At 43.9% G+C, this 21,556-nt stretch carries 30 protein-coding genes and 1 pseudogene; all 31 read left to right on the forward strand.

Annotation, left to right across the window (positions count from 1 at the left end; genetic code table 11):
• The first annotated feature begins 242 nt into the window (after positions 1-242).
• The 31 genes and pseudogenes from NI467_RS06295 (at position 243) to NI467_RS06445 (ending at position 21,537) form a co-directional block, all read left to right on the forward strand.
• Positions 243-464: a hypothetical protein gene (locus NI467_RS06295; protein WP_253151834.1), complete on the forward strand. Its 222-nt coding sequence runs from the start codon at positions 243-245 to the stop codon at positions 462-464.
• Complete coding sequence (locus tag NI467_RS06300) at positions 406-681, forward strand: hypothetical protein (protein ID WP_253151836.1); 276 nt, start codon at positions 406-408, stop codon at positions 679-681. The genes NI467_RS06295 and NI467_RS06300 overlap by 59 nt, the downstream gene beginning before the upstream one ends.
• Positions 682-717: 36 nt before the next feature.
• Entirely contained in the window at positions 718-1,029 is a 312-nt protein-coding gene (locus NI467_RS06305) for a Gp49 family protein (RefSeq protein WP_253151838.1), read from the forward strand.
• A gap of 23 nt (positions 1,030-1,052) precedes the next feature.
• Positions 1,053-1,541, forward strand: a complete 489-nt coding sequence (locus tag NI467_RS06310; RefSeq protein WP_253151840.1) for a recombination protein NinB — start codon at positions 1,053-1,055, stop codon at positions 1,539-1,541.
• Between the two features lie 53 nt (positions 1,542-1,594).
• Positions 1,595-1,792: a hypothetical protein gene (locus NI467_RS06315; RefSeq protein WP_253151842.1), complete on the forward strand. Its 198-nt coding sequence runs from the start codon at positions 1,595-1,597 to the stop codon at positions 1,790-1,792.
• Between the two features lie 50 nt (positions 1,793-1,842).
• Complete coding sequence (locus tag NI467_RS06320; RefSeq protein ID WP_253151845.1) at positions 1,843-2,067, forward strand: hypothetical protein; 225 nt, start codon at positions 1,843-1,845, stop codon at positions 2,065-2,067.
• Positions 2,063-2,266: pseudogene (locus tag NI467_RS06325) on the forward strand (hypothetical protein); the annotation flags it as partial. The gene NI467_RS06320 and the pseudogene NI467_RS06325, both read left to right, overlap by 5 nt.
• Entirely contained in the window at positions 2,226-2,867 is a 642-nt protein-coding gene (locus NI467_RS06330; RefSeq protein WP_253151847.1) for a putative metallopeptidase, read from the forward strand. The pseudogene NI467_RS06325 and the gene NI467_RS06330, both read left to right, overlap by 41 nt.
• A 60-nt stretch (positions 2,868-2,927) precedes the next feature.
• Positions 2,928-3,392 (forward strand): DUF2280 domain-containing protein, encoded by a 465-nt coding sequence (locus NI467_RS06335; RefSeq protein WP_253151849.1) that lies wholly within the window; start codon positions 2,928-2,930, stop codon positions 3,390-3,392.
• A complete protein-coding gene (terL, locus tag NI467_RS06340; protein ID WP_253151852.1) occupies positions 3,382-4,785 on the forward strand; it encodes a phage terminase large subunit in 1,404 nt (467 codons plus the stop codon). Before NI467_RS06335 ends, terL begins: the two co-directional genes overlap by 11 nt.
• A 1-nt stretch (position 4,786) precedes the next feature.
• Entirely contained in the window at positions 4,787-6,205 is a 1,419-nt protein-coding gene (locus NI467_RS06345) for a DUF4055 domain-containing protein (protein ID WP_253151854.1), read from the forward strand.
• On the forward strand, positions 6,205-7,326 hold the full coding sequence (locus tag NI467_RS06350) for a minor capsid protein (RefSeq protein ID WP_253151855.1): 1,122 nt from the start codon (positions 6,205-6,207) through the stop codon (positions 7,324-7,326). The genes NI467_RS06345 and NI467_RS06350 overlap by 1 nt, the downstream gene beginning before the upstream one ends.
• The gene (locus NI467_RS06355) at positions 7,323-7,550 is read left to right on the forward strand and encodes a hypothetical protein (protein ID WP_253151858.1); all 228 of its coding nucleotides are present in this window, start codon (positions 7,323-7,325) and stop codon (positions 7,548-7,550) included. The genes NI467_RS06350 and NI467_RS06355 overlap by 4 nt, the downstream gene beginning before the upstream one ends.
• A gap of 108 nt (positions 7,551-7,658) precedes the next feature.
• Complete coding sequence (locus tag NI467_RS06360) at positions 7,659-8,408, forward strand: DUF6651 domain-containing protein (RefSeq protein WP_253151868.1); 750 nt, start codon at positions 7,659-7,661, stop codon at positions 8,406-8,408.
• A 20-nt stretch (positions 8,409-8,428) separates the two neighbouring features.
• Positions 8,429-9,385 carry a major capsid protein gene (locus tag NI467_RS06365; protein ID WP_253151870.1) on the forward strand — a complete coding sequence of 319 codons (957 nt, stop codon included), beginning with the start codon at positions 8,429-8,431 and terminating at the stop codon, positions 9,383-9,385.
• Between the two features lie 50 nt (positions 9,386-9,435).
• On the forward strand, positions 9,436-9,954 hold the full coding sequence (locus tag NI467_RS06370) for a hypothetical protein (RefSeq protein WP_253151872.1): 519 nt from the start codon (positions 9,436-9,438) through the stop codon (positions 9,952-9,954).
• Between the two features lie 3 nt (positions 9,955-9,957).
• The gene (locus NI467_RS06375) at positions 9,958-10,332 is read left to right on the forward strand and encodes a hypothetical protein (RefSeq protein ID WP_253151875.1); all 375 of its coding nucleotides are present in this window, start codon (positions 9,958-9,960) and stop codon (positions 10,330-10,332) included.
• Positions 10,329-10,745 (forward strand): hypothetical protein, encoded by a 417-nt coding sequence (locus NI467_RS06380; protein ID WP_253151877.1) that lies wholly within the window; start codon positions 10,329-10,331, stop codon positions 10,743-10,745. The genes NI467_RS06375 and NI467_RS06380 overlap by 4 nt, the downstream gene beginning before the upstream one ends.
• The gene (locus NI467_RS06385; RefSeq protein ID WP_258170022.1) at positions 10,702-11,070 is read left to right on the forward strand and encodes a glutamate 5-kinase; all 369 of its coding nucleotides are present in this window, start codon (positions 10,702-10,704) and stop codon (positions 11,068-11,070) included. The genes NI467_RS06380 and NI467_RS06385 overlap by 44 nt, the downstream gene beginning before the upstream one ends.
• 2 nt (positions 11,071-11,072) lie before the next feature.
• Positions 11,073-11,450 carry a hypothetical protein gene (locus NI467_RS06390; protein WP_253151887.1) on the forward strand — a complete coding sequence of 126 codons (378 nt, stop codon included), beginning with the start codon at positions 11,073-11,075 and terminating at the stop codon, positions 11,448-11,450.
• Positions 11,447-11,857 carry a phage tail terminator-like protein gene (locus NI467_RS06395; RefSeq protein ID WP_253151890.1) on the forward strand — a complete coding sequence of 137 codons (411 nt, stop codon included), beginning with the start codon at positions 11,447-11,449 and terminating at the stop codon, positions 11,855-11,857. Before NI467_RS06390 ends, NI467_RS06395 begins: the two co-directional genes overlap by 4 nt.
• Position 11,858: 1 nt before the next feature.
• Complete coding sequence (locus NI467_RS06400; RefSeq protein ID WP_253151900.1) at positions 11,859-12,080, forward strand: hypothetical protein; 222 nt, start codon at positions 11,859-11,861, stop codon at positions 12,078-12,080.
• 88 nt (positions 12,081-12,168) lie between these two features.
• A complete protein-coding gene (locus NI467_RS06405; protein ID WP_253151902.1) occupies positions 12,169-13,083 on the forward strand; it encodes a phage tail tube protein in 915 nt (304 codons plus the stop codon).
• A gap of 42 nt (positions 13,084-13,125) precedes the next feature.
• The gene (locus NI467_RS06410) at positions 13,126-13,632 is read left to right on the forward strand and encodes a hypothetical protein (protein WP_253151904.1); all 507 of its coding nucleotides are present in this window, start codon (positions 13,126-13,128) and stop codon (positions 13,630-13,632) included.
• A gap of 68 nt (positions 13,633-13,700) precedes the next feature.
• The gene (locus NI467_RS06415; protein ID WP_253151905.1) at positions 13,701-13,904 is read left to right on the forward strand and encodes a hypothetical protein; all 204 of its coding nucleotides are present in this window, start codon (positions 13,701-13,703) and stop codon (positions 13,902-13,904) included.
• Between the two features lie 60 nt (positions 13,905-13,964).
• Positions 13,965-14,522: a hypothetical protein gene (locus NI467_RS06420; protein ID WP_253151907.1), complete on the forward strand. Its 558-nt coding sequence runs from the start codon at positions 13,965-13,967 to the stop codon at positions 14,520-14,522.
• 71 nt (positions 14,523-14,593) lie between these two features.
• Complete coding sequence (locus NI467_RS06425) at positions 14,594-18,334, forward strand: tape measure protein (protein WP_253151909.1); 3,741 nt, start codon at positions 14,594-14,596, stop codon at positions 18,332-18,334.
• The gene (locus NI467_RS06430) at positions 18,331-18,672 is read left to right on the forward strand and encodes a phage tail protein (RefSeq protein ID WP_151206228.1); all 342 of its coding nucleotides are present in this window, start codon (positions 18,331-18,333) and stop codon (positions 18,670-18,672) included. The genes NI467_RS06425 and NI467_RS06430 overlap by 4 nt, the downstream gene beginning before the upstream one ends.
• A 52-nt stretch (positions 18,673-18,724) precedes the next feature.
• Positions 18,725-19,798 carry a phage tail protein gene (locus NI467_RS06435; protein ID WP_253151911.1) on the forward strand — a complete coding sequence of 358 codons (1,074 nt, stop codon included), beginning with the start codon at positions 18,725-18,727 and terminating at the stop codon, positions 19,796-19,798.
• Positions 19,782-20,576, forward strand: a complete 795-nt coding sequence (locus tag NI467_RS06440; protein ID WP_151206230.1) for a phage minor tail protein L — start codon at positions 19,782-19,784, stop codon at positions 20,574-20,576. The genes NI467_RS06435 and NI467_RS06440 overlap by 17 nt, the downstream gene beginning before the upstream one ends.
• Positions 20,577-20,640: 64 nt before the next feature.
• Positions 20,641-21,537, forward strand: a complete 897-nt coding sequence (locus tag NI467_RS06445; protein ID WP_253151922.1) for a hypothetical protein — start codon at positions 20,641-20,643, stop codon at positions 21,535-21,537.
• Positions 21,538-21,556 lie beyond the last annotated feature (19 nt).

A 21,556-nucleotide genomic window follows, 5' to 3' on the forward strand; every position in this document is an offset into this window, starting at 1 on the left:
TGCCACCACCCAGATTCAGGAGATCCGCATGCTCCAATTCCTAAAACGCCTATTCTGCTTCCATCACTACGATTATGAGTCTGATATTTTCGTTCAGGTTGAGTGTCGTAAGTGTGGCAAATGGCTGGATGAGTAAACCCTCGCCACTTCGGTGGCATTTTGCTGAACGTATTACGGCACATAAGACCCCATTCAATTCTGGAGATTTGAGTGGGGTTTTTCTTTTCTTATTGGTGGTGGTCATGGACATCGTAGAAGCAAAACGGAATTTAGAAGTTCTGGAAAAGAACCGCAGCCGATTAATGAATTACAATCATCTGTTTTCAAGCTATGCGTTTAAAGAGATGTGTGGTGCTGAACTTCGAAAGGTGAATAAGCAGATCCACGGCATAGAAGAGCAATTAAATGCGCAACCCCAAAAGACTCGCAGCAATCAGAAAGCTGCCATGCATCCGTTGCGGTAATCCACATAGCCAGGCTGCTCATTCAAATAGTGCCAAGCATGGTAAGGGCAGGGGGATTAAAGCCAGTGATGAGTTCACAATTAGCCTCTGTTTTAAATGCCATGCTGCATTCGATCGTTTTGAATTAGGTAATCGGGTAGAGAGTGAAGCCATGTTTGAGAAGTGGTTGGTGAGAGTGGATCGGATGTTGGTAGTGGAAGATAGAGAGATTTTTTAACTGAGCCAGATGGCTCTTTTTTTATGTGAGAAGAAGATGTCAAAAGCAGTAACCGAACAAGAACTTCAAGAAAAAGCCGTTGCACCGCGTGTGACCAAAGATCAAATCGATGCCCTTATGGATCGTGTGACCTATGTGACTGTGCAACAGCCGGGCGATACAACTTCAACTTTTGTGCATGCTTTCCTTGATGGCAAGTTTTTCTTGGCTACAGGTTTTAGTGCATGTGTCAGCAAAGAGAACTTTAATGCTGATATTGGTGAGCGTTTGGCTAAAGGCAATGCGGCAAAGAATGCTGAAAATAAACTCTGGGAGCTTGAAGGCTACCGATTGTTTGCAAGTGCATAATTGGGTCAGTTTGGAGATAGGAAATGCAAAAAGCCGTGTTTCCTATCCAGTCGCATGCCGACATCACCAAAGCTATTAACTACATGCACACCAATTACACCAAGGCGATTAATGAGGGTAAGCCCTTAAGGGTGGTGATTGATCAGAAGCAGGATGACAGGTCCACTGCACAGAATAGACTCATGTGGATGTGGTTGGGTCAGATAGAGAAAAAGACCGGTACAGACAAGGATCAGTTGCATTACGAGTTCAAGAAGAAATTCCTGATCTATATCTACCGTCGTGATGATCAGGATTTTGCTGAGATGTGTCATGCCATAGCCAAGGTGAAGCAGTCTGAACCAGATGAGTATGAAACCATTGGTAAGCAGGTCATTAGACTTTGCAGTACAACCAAATTAAGCGTTAAGCAAATGACCGAGTATTTGAATTATGTGCATGACTTTGCTGTGACTCAGTTGGGTGTGCATTTAACTGTGCCGGATGATTTGAAGTGGTGTTATCAGGAGTAGGTTAATGACATGCCAAGGCTGTGAAGCACGACGTAAATGGATGAAAGAACAATATGAGCGATCAAAAGAAAGAATGCGGCTGTGTATCGAACGACTTACTTCTAAAGCTGATCGAGCAGAACAACCAGTTAATAAACCAAGTGGCCCAAGTCATCCAGATCAACAATGAACAAAATGCTCAGATCAATGAGCTATTGATTCAGTTGGAAGGTGATGAGGATGATGAGCCTAAGTCGCCTTATTTGGATTGATGGATATGTTTCATAGTGCAAAAGATGGTAAAGGCTTTCGGCGCGTATACGTGAATGGTAATCGCATTGACCGCGTGGCGTGGGCTAATGAAGAGCAAGGTTTGGTTTGCTTTATGCCGAAACGTCGAATGACTAAAAGAGATATACGCAAGGGTCAGATATGCACACGTTTACTGCGTGGCAATGTAAGAGTTGAGTTCATTCATGAAACTACCCAGATTGCAAAGCAAACTGCAAGCGATGACACCGAAGGCACCAAGGCCACCCAAGAGTAATTGGGGTCAGGGTCGTGGTGGGAAAAAGATAGCGAATTCATTTAATAAGTATGATCTTGCTGACGATCAAGGTTATACATTTGTGCGCCTTGAACCTCATCAAATTGAATCGGGTTATGCAATTAACTGGATTCGAAGTCAGTTAGAGAGATTAGAGGATGGAACAGTTCAGATCATTCCCGCCGACGGATCTGATTGATCAGGCTGAGGAAGAGGAAGCGATTCGCTTGGCACCGGCACCAGAGCTTAAAGAATGGGTCGTTAAGAATTGGCTTACTCTCGGGGGTGAACTCCACAACCCGGATCACGACCATATTGCCGAGTTACTTCACGACAATGAAGAGTTTCTTGCATTCGCCTGGGCTTCATCGGCCGCCGTAGCCAAGAAGCGTATGGTATTGGGTCAGTGTGAAAAGGTCATGTTTAACCAGGGTGGATGGAAGAAAGCACGCCAAGAACAACAGATGCGGGATTGGTTTGGATTTGTGCCTGTATATCTCATTACAGTTGATGCCACGTTTTGTGAACAAGCCTCAGATCGTGAGTTTTGTCGACTAATTGAACATGAGCTATATCACATCGGAGTTGAACGTGATGAAGATGGCGAAATCATTTATAGCGATATGACTGGACTACCTAAACATTACCTGGCTGGCCACGATGTCGAAGTATTCTTTGGTGAGACAAAACGATGGGGTGCAGATGAGTCTGTAAAACGGCTTTTGGAAATTTCCAGAAATGCGCCGTTTGTATCTGAAACGAATATTGCAGCATGTTGTGGGAACTGTGTGATTGGTTAGAGCTGAAGGGCTCTTTTTTTTGGCTATTTTGCTATACGTAGCTATACAAAAGAGGTGTTTATGGCAGCACTTAAAGAGCCTGTAAAAATCTTTATAGTTCAGTCTCTTGCTTGCTTCGAAACCCCTCAACAAGTAGTAGAAGCTGTAAAGCAAGAATATGAGATTGAAATTACCAGGCAGCAGGTTGCACTTTATGACCCAACCAAAGTAGCTGGGCGGAATCTGAGTAAAAAGTTAAAAGACTTGTTTGAGCGCACTCGCAAAGACTTTAGAGAAAATATTGAAGATATTGCTATTGCAAACAAAGCTTTTCGTTTACGTGAACTTCAAAAAATGTATGAGGATTCTGGCCGAAATAAACGTGCAAAGCAGAATCTACTAAAGCAAGCCTTTCAGGAAACCGATGGTCGCGTGACCAAGCAGGAAATCACTGGTAAGGACGGCAAACCAATAGAAACCATCAATCAGAATGTGCCTACGGATAGCTACCTAAAAGCAAGGGAGCGGGTCTTAGATGAATACTGATCCAGCGCGTGAATTAGCTATTCAAATTGAAGCTCAAGAGGATCTATATTTCTTCTCACGCTATATGTTTAAAGAACGGCGTAAATATAAATGGCTTCATAATTGGCACCATAGAGTGATCTGTGATGCACTGATGAAAGTATATCGGGGTGAAACCAAACGACTTATCATTAATATTCCACCTCGGTATTCAAAAACTGAGCTTGCAGTGATTAACTTCATGGCATGGTGTTTTGGCAAAGCGCCTGACAGTGAGTTTATTCATGTCAGCTACTCAGCCACACTTGCAGCAAACAATGCATTTCAGACACGTAACTTGGTGCAAGAAGAAGCATACAAGCGTGTATTCCCTGATTTTGAACTGCGGGATGACAGCAAGGCAAAGGATGATTGGCGTACCGCAAAGGGCGGAGTCTGCTACTCACAAGGTACAGGTGGTACCATCACGGGTTTTGGTGCAGGTAAATTCCGAGATTCATTTGGCGGTGCAATCATTATTGATGACCCGCATAAAGCCAGTGAAGCTAGTTCAGATACGATCCGGAAAAACGTAATTGAATGGTTTCAGAACACGCTTGAATCACGCACCAACTCACCCGATACGCCAATTATTGTCATTATGCAGCGTTTGCATGAAGAGGACTTGTCGGGCTGGTTGTTGGGTGGGGGCAATGGTGAAGAGTGGGAGCATTTATGCCTTTCCGCAATTCAGGAGGATGGTTCAGCACTATGGCCTGAAAAACACTCCATAGAGCGCCTAAAGGTTATGGAATATGCGGCGCCTTATGTGTTCTCAGGTCAGTATAGACAGTTACCATCACCGCCAGCTGGCGGTTTTTTTAAGCCTGACAGAATTGAAATTGTGGATGCGCTGCCTGCAGAATTCACTAAAGAAGTGCGCGCTTGGGATTTGGCGGCCTCGGAAAACGAAGGTGACTGGACGGCAGGTCCAAGGATGCTGAGGACACCCAATAACCAGATTTATATCGTGGATATGGTTCGTGGCCGCTGGGGGCCTGACGGTGTTGAAAATACAATTAAGCAGACGGCTCAGATGGATGGGAAGTCAGTGATGATTCGGCTGCCGCAAGATCCGGGGCAGGCTGGTAAATCACAGGCTAAAAACTTTGTGACAATGCTTTCTGGATTTCGAGTAAAAGCTGAAACAGTTTCAGGTGACAAAATTACTCGAGCACAGCCATTCGCTGCTCAAGTCAATATCGGCAACGTGAAGATGTTGCGTGGTGATTGGAATAAAGCCCTCATTGATGAACTACGGAACTTTCCAAATGGCAAACATGATGATCAAGTGGATGGCTGTAGTGATGGATTTAATGAGCTAAATGAGGCACCACAAATCACTCACATCGATATACCAATGTTTGGATTCTAATATGAGCATTACAGCAACACATGCTGACTATGATAAGCACATTACAACTTGGAATAAGCTGGATGATGTTTGTGGTGGTCAGGAAGTCATTAAAGAAAAGCGTGAAACTTACTTACCTAAGCCTTCGCTATTTACTTCAAAGAATGATCCTGATGGCAAAGCTCGTTATGAAGAGTATTTGCAGCGAGCTATCTTCCCGGGTGTGACTGGTCGAACTTTAGCGAGTCATATTGGTCTGGCTTTTGGTAAGTCGCCTGTCTTTAATCGACCAGATGAATTGGAGTATCTAGAGCGCAATGCTGATGGCGCAGGCCGTTCTATTTATCAGTGCGCTCAACGTGCTACACGTTTAATCAATCGTAATTACCGCTGTGGTATCTATGTGGATTTTCCAAACGTAGCGCCAAGTCGAAGCAAGGCAGAGGAAAGGACCAAAGGTGCTTTTCCGATGATTCATATCATCAGGGCAGGTGCAATTAAGGATTGGGATTACATTATTGTTGGTAATCAAAAAAAGTTGAGCTTTGTGAAGCTGCTTGAGACCGTGAAAGTTCGTAATGGCTTTTCAGTTGAGAGCAAAGATCAGTACAGAATTTTAGAGCTTAGTGACACTGGTAGTGGTTACATCTATACAGTTCAAATTTTCACTAAAAATGAAAAAGGCGAATGGGTGGAAGGCGGGAAGTATATTCCGACTGACTATCACGGCAACCCATGGGATTACATTCCTTTCTCATTTTGTGGAGCAATGGATAACTCGGATGAAGTGGGTACTGCACCGCTGTATGAGCTGGCCTCTATGGAGCTTTCATATTACTGCAGTACAGCAGATGTGGAAGAATCAGCATTTATTGTAGGCCAGCCGACTTTGTGCTTCCCAAGCATCACACCAGAACAGTACGCAATGGTGAAAGAGTCGGGTGCCAGTGTCGGTAGTCGATCAGGCATCCCGACAGATGCCAAGATGGTTCAAGCTGAAAAGAATGGCCTTGCTTATGAGCGCATGAATGACAAGTGGAACCAAATGAAAGAACTTGGTGCCCGACTCATTGAAGTAGGCTCTGCGAATAAGACAGCAACACAGGCCGATAATGAGAGTTCAGTACAGCATTCCGTTTTGTCGCTCGTGGTGGCCAATGTATCTGAGGCTTTCACTAATGCCCTACGCTGGTGTGCAAAGTTCGCTATGCCCGAGCATGATTTTAAGATGGATGAGTTGAGCTTTGCGATTGCTCAGGATTTTAATAAACCGAAATATGACCCAACACGCTCTAAACTGATTTACGAAGCCTGTCTTGCAGGTGAATTGCCAATGTATGTTTGGTATCACTACGAGCAGACCGGTACCTTCCCAGAAGATAAATGGGAGGACATCGTAAAGAAAATTGAGAAGCGTGAAGATGGCACAGAGGATGAGTGATGGATAAGTCAGCGCAAAAAGCCTTAATTGATGCGTTGACTCAACATCAGGCTTATTTATTCCGAGCGTCATCACAATCAGTCAATGAGTTAGTCAGGCGTTTTAATTCGCTATCGAATGCTCAGTTACAACGATTATCTGAGTTGCTTGAAGAATTAACTGATTCAGAACGAAATGCGCTGAAATCGCTTAATTTTGGCAGTAGATCGAAGGCATTAAAACGTATTGAGGAAATTAAAACCATTCTTGATGAGTGGTTCAATTCGATTGATATGGATTTGTCTGAAAAGTTTCACAAGTCCACTTTGGATCTAGCAATATATGAGGCTACATACACAGCAAAACTTGCTGGTGATACCGCCGTGGTGGTCGCTGGTGCTGAGATTTATAAGACAGCAAGAAAAACGCCTTTTGCTGGTGGTCAGTTAGTTGACTACCTGTTTGCTGACATTGCTGCATCACTGCGCAAGAAAGTGGAATATGTCATTCGTGATGGTATATCGCAAGGTCAGACGAATCAGCAGATTGTTCAACGAATCAAGGGTAGGAAGTCACTTGATTATAAGGATGGATTACTAGAGTCATCTCGCTCTTCGATTGAGCGGCAAGTCAGAACAGTGCGTAGTCATGTTGCGAATGTGGCTTATGAAGAAACTTACAAGGCTTTGGGTTTTACTCATTTAAAATTTATAGCCACCCTGGATGGCAGGACATCGAAAACGTGCGGAAGCTTAGATCAGACTGTATGGAAGGTTGGTGATTCAAGCATTAGGCGACCACCTTTGCATCCGAACTGCCGATCTGTATTGGTCGGTGTGGATGCTGACGGGAATTTAAGTGGGGTACGCCCATTTGTGATGGATGAGCGTAAGGTAAAGGATATCCCGAAGGGTGAGCGCAAGCATCTCATTGGCCAGCTAGATGCTAATACATCATTTAAAGAGTTCTTTGATCAGGCGGATGATTTTTTTCAACAAGAATGGCTGGGTCCATCACGTTATAAGCTCTACAAACAAGGTGAGTACGCGATTGATAAGTTTGTGGATCCGCAAGGTCGCATGTATACGTTAAGTGAGTTGAGGGCGCTGGATACTAAAACGTTTAAGGAGTTGGGGTTATGAAAGACGTTGAATTAAAACTTATTGAAGGCGCTAATCAATTTGTGCTTGTAGATGCCGAAACCAAGCAAGAGATAGGCATACAGTCAAATGTTAGTACTGAATGTAGTGTGGATGGAGTGACGATTGTGACCGCGACCTTCCAGTTACCACCTAAGAAAAAGATACCTACTATGCGAAGCCCGATTCACCAAAAAGATATTGAGTTGAGCAATCAGAGCAAATAAACCAAATCCAAACCTAGACCCAAACGGGTCTTTTTTTATGCCTGCTGAAAGCGGATGTGGACAGCGTAACGAGCGGATGCTCATTTTAGAAATAGGGTCGGATGACTTATGAAACTTAAAACAGTAACTATTGAAGGCAAGACTTATGCAGAAGTAGATGGTGATAAGCCAATCTACATTCACGACGATGGCAAAGAGGCACCGCACGATGCAGCACACACGGTTGCAACGATTTCACGTCTAAACGGTGAAGCAAAAACCCATCGTGAAGCCAAAGAGCAACTGGAAGCAAAACTTAAAGGTTTTGAGGGTATCGAAGATCCAGCTGCAGCCAAAAAAGCTTTAGAAACCTTGAAAAACTTCGACGATAAAAAACTGGTGGATGCTGGTGAGGTCGAAAAAATCAAATTAGAAGCGATTAAGGCGGTTGAAGAAAAATACGCACCTATTGTCCAGGAGCGTGATGCTTTCCAAACCCAACTGCATAACGAGCTTATTGGCGGTGGTTTTGCTCGTTCTAAGTTCATTCAAGACAATATTGCCGTACCGGTAGACATGATTCAGGCCACATTTGGAAAGAACTTCCAGATCGAAGAAGGCAAGGTTGTGGCGTACGGTGCGGATGGTCAAAAAATCTATTCACGTACACGCCCAGGCGAAGTCGCTGACTTTGATGAAGCTTTGGAAACTTTGGTTGGCGGATACCAATACAAAGATTCGATTTTAAAAGGTAGTCAATCGCAAGGTGGCGGATTCCAGGGTAGTGGTGGAAATAAATCAGGCCCCAAATCTTTGGCTGAATGTAAAACCAAAGAAGAGAAGATTGCTTACATGAAGCAAGTGGGCGAACAAGCATAATTTAATTTAAGGAGAGGCTCATGCCTTTTGATTTACAGGTTTTTAATAAGCAAACCTATGCCGCAATGACTGAAACTGTGGCACAGGATATTGAAAAATTCAATGAAGCATCTCAAGGTGCCATTCAATTGATTAATGAGCCTTTCGGTGGTGACTTCAATATCGAAGCATCATTCAAAGCGATTGCAGGTATTGTTCGTCGTCGCAATGCATACGGCACCGGAACTGTGGCGGCAAAACGCTTGGAACAAATGCTTGATGTAGCAGTTAAGGTTGCAGCTGGTACACCTCCAATCGAGTATGAAAAGCAGCAGTATTCCTGGATTCTTCAAAATCCAGAGCTTGCAGCTTTGACCATTGGTGAGCAGCTGGCGAAAGCTCGTCTAGCGGATATGCTGAATGCGGGTATTTTGGGAGCATCTTCCGCGATTTCAGGCAATGTAAACGCGGTGCACGGCGATGGTACTGATACTGCATCATTCCGCTTGCTTAACAAGGGTGCTGCGAAACTTGGTGACCGTTCAAGCGCAATTCGTGCATGGATCGTCCACTCCACCACAATGCATAACCTTTTTGATAATGCGTTAGCCAACTCTGAAAACCTTTTCCGCTATGACGGTGTAAACGTTGTGCGAGATCCGTTTGGTCGTGTATTTGTGGTAACTGATGCGCCTGCACTAGTTGGTGATAATACTGGTACAGCTTTCTACAATACGCTTGGTCTGGTTGAAGGTGCAGTTGTCGTAAATGATAACAATGACTTTAATGCTGAGCTCGTACCGGGTACTGGTGGTGAAAACATTAAATACACCTACCAAGCTGAATGGACCTTCGGTGCCGGTATTAAAGGTTATGCATGGGATACAGCAGCAGGCGGCAAGTCACCTACTGATGCGGCAATTGGTACACCAACCAACTGGGATCTAATCGCTGCAAGCGTAAAAGATACCGCTGGTGTATTAATCAAATCTGCCTAATTGAACTGCCCCGAAAGGGGCTTTTCTTTGCCTGATTGGAAGCTAAAAACATGAAACAAGAATCAAATAAGCGACTGTATTTCACTGATGACTTTTCGCCTGCAAATGTGACAGAGCTACAAGCTCAAGGTTATATCTTGCGCAAAGCAAGTGCTTATCATGAATCCGACACACTGGAAGCATGTGCAGAGGTGGCTGGTGATGTGCCTCAAGCCTATCTTGACCTGATTGCGCGCAATAAAGCCAATATCGTTACAGCGAATGTGCGGGTGGGTATCACACCTGAACTTCAAGCCGTCATTGACGAAGCAAAATCCGAATGTGAAAAAGTAGTTGCTGAAAATGCTGAACTGAAAGATCAGCTAGATAAAGAGCGTCAAGCTGCTACTAAGTTAATGAGTGAAAACTCAGAGCTGAAAGACAAGCTTCTTATTGCTGAAAAAGCCTTGGTGGCAGCTGACGAAGAAATCAAAGCGCTAAAAGCAGCAGCTAAAAAACCAACTGCTGCAGAATTAAAAGCCATCAAGGCTGCCGAAGAAGCTACTAAAGCGGAACAGCTAAAGGACTAAACCATGAGTTTTATCACTGAATCTGAAGCTGAATCTATCCTTGGGGCAGACTTTGCCAATGGTGGTGATAAAGCTCGACTTATTAAATTAGCAAATACATGGATGCGGAATGAAGTCGGCTTTATTCCCGATCCAATTGATCCTGTTTTAAAAGATGCTGCATGTGAAATTATTAAAGGTATCCAAGCAGGTGTGATTTATGCCGGTATTGCTCGCCACACTACCAGCGAGAGCGTAAGGGCTGACACAGTGCAAATCACTGAAAGTTTTGCTGAGGGTAGTGTTGAAGTATCGGAGTTCGAGCAGATTGCGCGAGCCTTTATTGGCTCTCTAGATTTAAAACCAAAGGGCTTTGGATTTGAGGTGTCTCGAGCATGATCAACAACAACTATGTGCCGGAGTGGTATATCTCGCCATTTCAGCATGTCAAATACACCTTAGCGCGTAATCAGCTTCATATGGATTTGCTCTTTGATGACATGAATGATTCTGACGAGTTCTTATCAATGGGTTGCGCTGCTCAGGTTGATTTCTACCAGGACGATGCTTATGCGATTGTGCAGATCGGCGATACTTCAGAGCGAACATCTGTAGAGATTCATGGATTACTGCTGCATGAAGCCGTACACGTGTGGCAACGAATCAAACAGCGGATGGGTGAAAGTAATCCGAGCACGGAATTTGAAGCCTATTCCATTCAATCAATTGCTCAAGACCTATTTGCTATGTTTGAAGAGAGCCAAGGCCATGATCAAAAACAAAATCCAATCCAAGGTAGCCAAAGCTTTTGATAAGAAGCTTGGTGATGCAGTCGATTCGTTCACCTGTGAAAAACTGATTTACTCTGGCGACTTTGATTTTGAAACGCAGACTTATCCGGTTGTGGGTGATGAGTCATATTCAGGGCGTGGTGTGCGAGGGAATTACCTTCGGGATACGGTTAAGCCTATCGACTACCAAACTACTGATGCAAAGGCCATTGTCCTTCAAAATGAGCTTACAGGTATTCCACAAATAGGGGATGTCTGGCAGTTTAGGGGTGGTGGATTTGAAGTGAAAAATATTAGCCAAGATCCAACATCAAGTATCTGGACCTGCCAACTTAGAAAGGTGTAGCGATGGGATGGAAAAACAAACCGAGTGATTTTGCGCTTGAGATAGAAAAAATTGGTGATGAGCATTTACGAAAAGTGAGTGCTGAGATGTTGCAACAGGTGATTGTTGGTAGTCCTGTGGATCAAGGTGCTTTTAGAGGTAATCATTTAATAAGTTTAAATGGCGCTGATAATTCTTACGATATAAATCGTAAAGATAAAAATAGTAACTCCACTCAGGAAGTAGGCAATCAAAAGATTCTTCAGGCTAAGTTGGGTGATTTAGTTTACGTGCAAAATAACCTGCCTTATGCAGTTGCTCTCGAAAATGGGCATAGTCAGCAGCGACCACTGGGCATCTATTCAGTCGCCTTTATGAATGTATCGAGCAAATACAAATGATGACACTCACTCAAGCTGAAACAGCCATTCATCAGGAAATTATCAGGATTGCCAAACTCGAAAACCTAACTGTTGAAATGGTAAATAAGCCACAAAGTCATGGCATGCCATTTGAGCCACCAAAAAATAAGGCTTGGAGCAAGGTGTTTATCCAGTACGCTGATAGCCAGATTGTAGGTATTGGCGATAAGCCATGCATTCGGGATCAAGGCATTATTTCAATTCAATGCTTTGCGCCACTGGGTAGTGGCCTTATGGTGCTTTCTGAGCTGTGCGACACGTGGCGAAAGCATCTGCAATCCTTTGGAGCATCTCATCTCGAAATCTATAAAGTGCATGCACCACAAAGCATGGACGAAAAAAACTTCTACGCTAAGATAGTGAGAGCAGAATTTAGGATAAATTGAGATGAACGAATACCAAAAGATGCTTCATGAAATCGAAGCCAAGAAACAAGAATTAGAGCAACGCATTGCGGCAGCAGTTCAAGCTGAATTAGCGCAATGGCAGCAAGAAAACAATTTACCGGTCCAAGCTATCTATATTGATGTGGTATCCGCTCATTCGCTGGGAGATCCGAAGCGTTATGTGGTTTCAGGTGCTTCAGTCGATATAGATTTCAAGCCATAAAAACATGCACCTTCGGGTGCTTTTTTTAATGTCTAAATTTTATCGCCACCGAAAGGTGGTTTTTTTATGCCTAGAATAGGAGAAAACCATGAGTTCGGGCGCAAAACAGTTAGTGCAAATTGCCAAGGAAACCGTTATTGGAACAGTGCCTTCGCCATTTGCGCGTCAAACCCTGGCATTTACAGATATTTCCTTAAATCAAAGTGTCGAGAAAACAGAGTCAGCATCAATAACAGATTCCCGACTACAACAGTCATCCATGATCACTTCCGCAGAATATTCAGGTGAGTTGAGCGCAGAAGCTCAATTTGGTGCTTATGATGACCTAATGGCAGCAGCAGCTTTTAACACTTGGGCGACCAATGTCCTAACCTTTGGCGGCACTACTCGTCAGACATTTAGCATATTGCTGGGCTATACCGACATTGCCAACTATCACACCTTTTCAGGCTTGCATGTAAATACATTTAGTATCGATATTCCTGAATCAGGACTGATCGGTCTAACCTTTGGCTTTATGGGGACAAAACGAACTCCAGCAGTAGCAGCACCCACTGGAACGATTACACCAGCATCATCAAATCCGCGTATGTCGAATATCTCGGTAGGTGATGTGCTTGTTGATGGAGCATCGATTAAAGGTACAGCCTGTATTACAGCATTCTCATTTAGTTGGGATAACTCAATGCAAGTGCAAAAATGCTTGGGCGCTGGTCTTGAAGTTGGTGCAATTCTTGAAATGTCAGCCAAAGGTACAGGTAGCTTTACTATGGCTTGGTCAGCGAAAGCAGCTGAGTTTTATGAGAAGCAATTCACCAATGGGAATATCTCGCTTTCTATTCCAGTCACAGATACTGCCGGAAATAAATATGTTTTAAATATTCCTAAAGTTGAAATTTCAGCACCTCTTGCAACTGGCGGTAAGGATGACATTTTGAATACAGCATTTGAATACACAGTTGTAGATCAAGCGCCAACACTAACACGCACACCTAAAGTTTAATCAATAGCCGCCTTCGGGCGGTTTTCTTTTGGAATATCAAATATGGCTTTAAAAGTAGCAATCCAGCAAAGCAAAGAAGTCGCTCTTTGGAAAGAATATAAAGATGGTGAAGGGAATGTATTGGCTGAGTTCAAGATTCGTGGTTCTGACTACAAGGCATATCGGGTAGCAGTTGAACGTGCATATAATCAGTTGTCATCAAAAGGCTTTGATGTGGCCACCGCTTGTAGTAATGACAAGCTCCATCATGAACTATTACTTGAAGCTGCTGCATGCCATCTGGTTGCAGACTGGAAAGGCGTGGTATTTGTGGAAGATGGCAGGGAAATTGAGCCGGAATGTTCGCCTGAAAACGCAACCAAGCTTTTCAATATGGGTGATATTGGTGTGGCAATCTGGGCCTTTGTAAAAGCACAGGCTGACCAGATCCAGGCCGAAGCAAATAGCTACCGAGATGAAACCTTGGGAAAGTCCGAGAACTCTACCGATACCTCCAATTCACCAGTGAAGAAGAAGCGAGCGAGTACAACCAAAAACAACGCGCAATAGCTGAAGCGACAGGCAGACAACTACCAGAAGAAGTTAAAAAGCCCGAGTATAGCTACACAGCCAATGCCTTGATCGAAGCTTACAACACCATTGCCCGGTCACGTCGATATGAGCAAGGCACTCCATTAGCCTTAAGCATTGCCGACCTAAATGCCTATTGTGAGCAGTATGAGCTACCAGTAGAGCGTTATATTTTTAATGCGGTCATCTTTGATCTGGATAATCGGTTTATTGATGAGGCGTATAAGAAGATGAGTAAGAAATCAGCGTGAGTTGGTTTCTTTTTCATTCTGGAATTAGTATCTTGTGATTACTTATAAGAGGGTTTTCACATGAAAAAAATTGCTTTATTTTCCTTATGTTTATTTATGGCAATTTCAAATGCCCAAGCTAAAAACAAATATGAACCAGATTGCAAGGTGAGTGGGTTTGATAATCAAACTACCTGCTTTATAAAGCCTTATGGTGTATGGGTTGATAATAAAAGAACTGCATCGAGTTTTGTTTCATTTGGTGGAACATGGACAAGCGCATCTCCAGATAGCATAGGGTTGGCGATTTTTTACGGTGACGCCTCCACAAATATAAAGTCCGTATCATTCAACATTGATGGTGATATATCTGAATTTAAGGTTGATATTTTGTCAAATAAGGTGAGCAGGCAAGGTAGCTTAGCGAATACCACAGCGCTTGTGGTGGTCCCAGTGGATTATGTGCGCCAGTTGGTGAAATCTAAAAATGTCAAATACCGAGTATCAACAATAACGGATGGGTACAGAGAGGGTTCTTTTTATTCTGAAAAAGGAGTGGCCTCTGAGCCGATCACCACACTAAAGGCTTTGCTTGAAAAAGCGGATGCCAAGCAACTAAACAAGGGGAGTGCCTTATAAGGTATTCCTTTTTTTTATATAGTTTATAGCTCGCACCTCGCGGGCTTTTTTATTGCCCGCAGGAAAGTGAAATGACTCAAGAATCTCGTCTGGTCATCGTGATTGACTCAAAAAATGCCGAACGTAATGCGCGTGCAGTCGCGAGCGAGCTAGAAAACCTTACCAAAAAAGGTGATCAGGCCGAAACCCAGATGACAGCAATGGGTGCTTCAATCAAAAGCCTTGTGGGTTATATGGGTGGGATCCTAACCATCAACAAGGCTATTACCATGGCCGACGGCTATACGCAAATGGCTGCACGTATCCGCAATGCAACAGCAAGCGCAGAAGAGTATGCAATGGTGCAGGATCGTGTGCTTGCCACAGCAAATACTACCTACCGTCAATTAGGTGAAGCACAGGAGGTTTATTTGAGTATGGCAGGCGGTATGAAGTCGCTTGGCTATCAAACCACCCAGACACTCGATTTAGTTGATTCTCTTTCCTTTAGCTTTACTCATAACGCTACGCGAACAGATCAAGCACAATCAGCAATGGATTCGCTGTCCAAATCTATGGCAAAAGGCAAGATTGATGCTGATGCGTGGATTTCAATTGTTACTGGCGCGGATAATGTTATTGCTGACATGGCAAAAACTACAGGCAAGTCCGAAGCCGAAATTCGCAAGCTAGGTGCTGAAGGTAAAGCATCTTTAAGCGACTTAATCAAAACACTGATTGCTACTCGCGATGAAAACGAAAAACTTGCTAACAACATGGAAAACAGTGTTGCAGATGGTTTTACACAGCTAACTAATGCTGCAACTGTCTATCTAGGTAAGTTGAATGAATCCACTGGTGCCACAGGGGTGCTTGCGGGTGGACTTGGCGTGCTGGCAGAGAACCTTGATACAGTTGTTAAAGTCGCCGGTGTAACCGCAGCAGTTTTTACCGGCCGTCTTGTTTCAGCTTATGTGGCTGCAAATGCCGCATCAATTCGTATGACTGCATCAACAATGGCTCAAGCTGGCGCTATGAATGTAGCGACCGCCTCAGCCAGATCTTTATATTTAGCAATGGGCGGCCCGGTGGGGCTGGGTGTAACCCTAGCGACCGTTGCCGCTGGTTATTTATTAATGCGGGATAAGGCAGAGAAAGCCACCGCATCCATCGACACTCAAGGCCAGTCAGTTGATGATTTGATTGAGAAGTATCAGGAGTTAAATACACTTCAGCGTGACAATGAAACCAGAGCGCTTGCTCAGCAGGTTGAAGACCTAAGTCTTAAGTACCGAGTAGCCGCATCTGATTTGTTTGCTTTCATGGAAGGCTTGCCAATAGCTGACGAGAAGATCAACACTTTTAAAAAGCTTAACAGTCAACTTTCTCAAGGGAAAATTTCAAGTAACGAATACTATGAAGCGATTAAGGGTGTAAATATTCTTACTGATGATCAGCTGGCAAAAGTTAGCAATCTGATTGGTGGTTATGTTGAGCAAAAGAAAGAGTTAAAGGCAGCGGAGCAAGCACAAGGTGCCTTAGAAAAGTCGATGAAAAAGACGACTGATGGGGCTAAGAAGCAAGCTGTAGAGGTTGCAAATCTTAGCGAGGAGATTAAGAGGCTTCTAAAATCCTCTAGCGACAATATCACTGACTCCCGAATCACTGAGGCGTTAGCAAGTCGTGGATATAACGACACTATGATTGAGCTGGCTAAAAAATACTTGGCTGTCGAAGGTGCTATTGTCAAGAATGAGGAAGGTAAACAGGCTCTTAGGGCTGACCTGCAAAAAATGCTTAAGGCTGAATATGACGCAATCATGAGGGCTAAGGGTGCTGTTGATTCACGCAATGAAGCTGAAAAGGAAAGAACCAAGGAGCTTGAAAAGCAGCAGAAGGTGCTACAGGTAAATGCTAAAGTTCAAGCACTTGCTACCAAGTACAGTATTTCCGCTAAAGAGGCTGCAAACAACATACCTAAGGGTTTAATTTCTGCAATGATTATGCAGGAAAGTAGAGGGGACACCTACCGAAACGGCAAGCTTTTGACCTCGCCAGCAGGCGCTCAGGGTGTAGGGCAATTCATGCCAGGAACCGCAAAACAGTACGGAGTAGATGTTCGCAGCGAAGAATCCAGCATCAACGGCATGATTAAAATGATGTCTGCGCTAATTAAGCAATTTGGCGGGGATGTTGATAAAGCAATCATGGCGTACAATGCCGGCCCAGGGAATGTTCAAAATGGCAGAGCATACAGTTTCAAAGAAACTAAAAATTACTTGAGCAATGTTAAGGGCTACATGGCGGGTAGCACTGGTTTTAAGCAAGGAGATATTTCATCCAAAGAGTTTGACCGCATTCTCGAAGAGAGTACGCGAGTTGCAATTGAGCAAGCCAAAGCACGAACCCAACTTGAAGTTGAGGTATCTAGTGAGGTTGAGAAGATTCGCGCCAATCTTCAGGAAAAACTAGATGAAATTGATGCTGCTAACTTCTCCCCTGAAAAAGCCAAAGAACTCAAAGCCGAATACCAAGCCCGAGCTGACAATGATATTGCAATCGCACAACAGGCCCTTAAAACCAAGCTTGATGATTATGCTGCCTTCAAAAAAACTGAATCTCAATTATTAGAGGATAGTTTTAATGAGCAGAAATTCTATGCTTCTCGTGATTTAGAGCTAACCAAAGAGCAGCGCGATAAAGCTGTTGCCTTGCTTGATGAGCAATTGAAGCAAGAGCAGGCGTTGTTGATGTTGGCTCAAGAAACCCGCCTCTTTCAAATGCGTGAAGCTCTCATGTCTGAAACCGCAGCCATACAAGAACGCTATCGCTTGGAGCGTGAGCAAATTCTCCTAAACTCCAAGTTAAGCCAAGAGCAAAAACTGCGTGAAATTGCTTTAAGCAAAGCCTTGCAAGAGGAAGAAAATCGCAGACGTTTAAATAACGCAGTTCAGCAATGGGGTGGCATCCAAGCTGAAATGAATGGCACTGGCGATCAGTACCGTTTAGAGCAGGAGAGATTTGGTCGAATGGATGCTTCTCAGGAGTTGTTTGATTCGCAATTAGCACTTGCTGAGACCGCTGCTGAGCGCGAAGCAATCTGGCAAGCGCATCATGATCGGATGACTGCTATTGAATCTGATTATCAAACTTCTTCATATAGTCTTCAGCTTGGCTATGGTCAACAGGTAACAGGGGCGCTTTCAGGAATGTTTGGTGCAATGCTTGGTGAGTCATCATCCGCATACCGAGCATTATATGGAGCACAGCAATCTTTTGCTCTTGCTCAGGCAGGAATGAACGTCTGGAAGTCTGCATCTGATGCTTATGCGAATGAACCAGGAACTTGGTACCAAAAGGCCGCCGCGGCCGCAATAGCAACGATGGAATCAGGAACCTTCGTTACAATGATTCAAGCGGCCACCCCTAAAGGCTTTGCCGATGGCGGCTACACTGGTCATGGTGGCAAGTATGATCCTGCTGGTATTGTCCATAAGGGTGAAGGTGTCTTAACCCAAGAGGAAATTAAAGCGCTAGGCGGCCCTCAAGGCTTTGAGGAGTTGCGAAAGTCGATTCGTCGAGGTTATGCGACTGGTGGATTAGTTGCAGATACTCATCGCGTTGGTATGGGTGCTGTGAGTGCGATTAATTCAGGCGGGGGTAATAAGAAATCTAGTAGTAGTGATGTGAATATCCAAAACACAATTACAATTGCGTCTGATGGTAGTGCTGCTAGCGAAAGTGATAGCAAGCAACTCGGTGCACTTATCAATAATGCCGTATTGGCTGTAATTCGCAGAGAGCAGCGACAGGGGGGATTGTTGGCACGATGAGCAATCAAAAATTCACTTGGTGTAATGACCTGGATGGAAACTCCCAAACCTCAAGCTTTAAAGTCCTTCAATCCAGTTTTGGAGATGGATATACACAGCGAACAAGTGTTGGGATTAACAATCGGTCGGGCACATGGGCATATAAAAAGACTGGCAAGAAGGCTTTGATACAAGAGATCAAGGCCTTTTTTGATGCGCATAAGGGTGCCGATTCATTCTTATGGGATTCACCTTTGGATGGTGAGGTTCGCGTGGTGGCCGGGGATTATATGCCAATCAGTTTGGGTGGTGGCATCTGGTCCATCTCCACCACATTCACTCAAGACTTTAAACCTTAACTTCAATCAATTTTATGCCCTCAATCGAGGGCTTTTTTTGTGGGCGTAAATTATGGCTAAGCAAACAATTAATCCAGGTACTGCACCTACAGGCGCAGGTGGTGATACATTCCGCTCGGGTTCGGCAAAACTACAGGCGAATGATGATGAAATTTACAGTCAACTTGGTGCGACTGCTCAAGGGGTATTACCTGCTGCACTTCCGGTGAATAAAGGTGGTACGGGTGCAACATCGGCAGGGGTAGCGCGAACTAATTTGGGATTAGGTACAGCAGCAACTGCTACGCTTACCATATCACCAACAGATCAGACTGCTGGGCGAGTTATGAAGGTTGGTGATTTTGGTGTAGGAACAAGCAGTATGTCAGTTACTCCTGTGCCATTAAAACCGGAAGATACTATACCAAATTCATTTCTTCGCCTTACTGGTGGGGATTCAACAGGTCATGGCGCAGGGGTAGGTGAGAAAATTGGTCTACCGTTAGCTGGAACGTATGCAGCTTTAAATCTAGCTGTTTCTCCTGCTCACGCACACTTGTTAATTGCAGCGCAAAATGTGCATCAGAACATTTACCACGGATCACTTATCTCTAATATTGGTAGCAGCACTACAAAACGCTTCTTTAAAATCCTAGATGATCAAAACACAGCAGTTGACAGTAATGGATTTGTAAAAGCTGCATCCCCTATTATTGAACTTTATGCTGATCGTATTGAATTGAATGATGAGGCCCAGGAGCAAAAGATTACATTTGAGAAAGTCGGAACCGGTAATTATTTAATTAAAGGTTCAAGCGGCTTTGCTCAAGAGGGGTGGTATATCGAAACACCAAAGGATGCCAATGGTAATGTTCTATTTTCTGTGATCTATGCAACATTAGAAAATGGCGACATTTCAGTAAAAACATACAAGAAAAAGTTTGATTTTGAAACCGTATCCATTGTTGCTGATCTTGATAACCCAGTCGACATTACTGAAAACCGCTGGATTGACTTGCGTTTGCAAGAGCTTCCGCAACCTGAAATTGAAGAGCCTGAATCAATTGCACCACCAGAATTTCAACCTACAGGTTTGGCTGAAGCGGTTGCTACGGTGATGGAGTCCCACCATGACTCTGAACAGTGATTTTCAGAAACTCTATGTAGATGGCCTGATCACACTATTTGAATTGGATGCTCGTGCTTTAGGTGCGGGCATTTTACGTTTTCATGGCCATATTTCTTATGAAGACTGGGAGCGAATCTATAGCGCAATCGGATCCAATGAGTTGCTAGGGGATACCAGCAAGCTGATTGGTGAGGAGTTTCAAAATGGCGATCAGAAAACCTGGTTCAGAAACATCATATGGCAAGGTGAGACTTTCGAGCCTATGGCGCTTGAGGTTTCCGGGCTTGAAATGCGTAGCGACGGCAAGGCATCAGCACCAACATTCAGCATGTCGAACAATATTGGCGGCATTCAGGGCGCTGTATCAGCTTACTGTTTACAGTTTGGCGACTTTGCAGGCGCAAAGCTTAAAGTTATTACCACACTGGCTAAATATCTGGATGCTGAAAACTTTGGTGGCGGCAACCCAACTGCATCCAATGAAGCCAAAGAGCAGCTTTGGTACATCGAGCAAAAGACTTCTGAAAATGCTCAGGCGGTCACTTTTGAGCTTTCAAACCCGATTGATTTTGAAGGTTTAAAAATACCGGTGCGGCAGATTTCCAATTACTGCGCATGGGAATATCGCAGCGAACAATGTGGCTATACAGGCGCAGCAATGTTTACGGACAGAGATGAACCTACTGACAATCCTGCGCTCGACAAGTGCTCAAAAAGAACGAACGGTTGTGAGTGTCGATTTGGCAAGGGTAACGTCCTACGTATCGGTGCTTTCCCTGCCAGCTCATTATTTTAGATGTATCTGTATTAATCAGTCCGATAATTTGGTATAATTTAATCCTAGAAAAATAGGAATTAAAATGAAAAATTTTAAAGATCGGACTGGTGAAAGTTTTGGTAGATTAACTATTCTCTCTCGCGGAGAGGTTGCGAGTGGGCGCAATTACTATTGGGTTTGCGAGTGTGCTTGTGGCAATACTACCAAAGTAACCTATAGTAATCTCAAGAGTGGTTCGGTGGTTTCGTGCGGGTGTTTTAGCAAGGAAAGGCTAACCAAACACGGTGGCGCTAAACACCCTTTATATCAGACATGGAATGGCATGATGCAAAGGTGCCATAACCCAGATGATAAAAACTATGCGGGCTATGGCGGTAGAGGGATTGAGGTATGTAATAGATGGAAGGACTTTAGAAACTTTTCTGCTGATATGTCACCAAAACCCAAGGGAACATCTATTGATAGGATTGATAATGATAAAGGTTATTTTCTGGAAAATTGCAGATGGGCAGACAATCAAACCCAAGCAAGCAACAAAAGGAATAATAATTACGCCATTGTTAAGGGTAGCAAAGTCACTCTTTCGCAAGTAGCTAGAGAAAATAACATGTGCTTTGCAACCCTGCATGATAGGATCTATAAGACAGGCATGACCTTAAGCCAAGCTATAGAAAAACCTATCATGAAAGCGAAAAAGCATGATGTTGGTAATGGTGTTTTAATGACAGCAAGCCAAATTGCTAAAGTGTTAGGCACCACCAAAGACACGATTAATGTTCGCATTAGAAACGGTGTAACTGGGAGCGATCTTTTAAAACCACTTCGTGAATATCCAAAATACGAAGTTGAGGGCGAGTATTTAACAGTTGGTCAGATAGCTAAAAAATACAACCTAAAGGTAGTTACAGTTAAGCAAAGAATTAAGTATGGCAAGACTGGCAAAGAGCTTATAGCTCCACCCAAAATTAAAACCTCCTAAACCACCTTCGGGTGGTTTT

It is taken from the genome of Acinetobacter sp. S4397-1 (genome assembly GCF_024129285.1).
Classification (GTDB): domain Bacteria; phylum Pseudomonadota; class Gammaproteobacteria; order Pseudomonadales; family Moraxellaceae; genus Acinetobacter; species Acinetobacter lwoffii_C.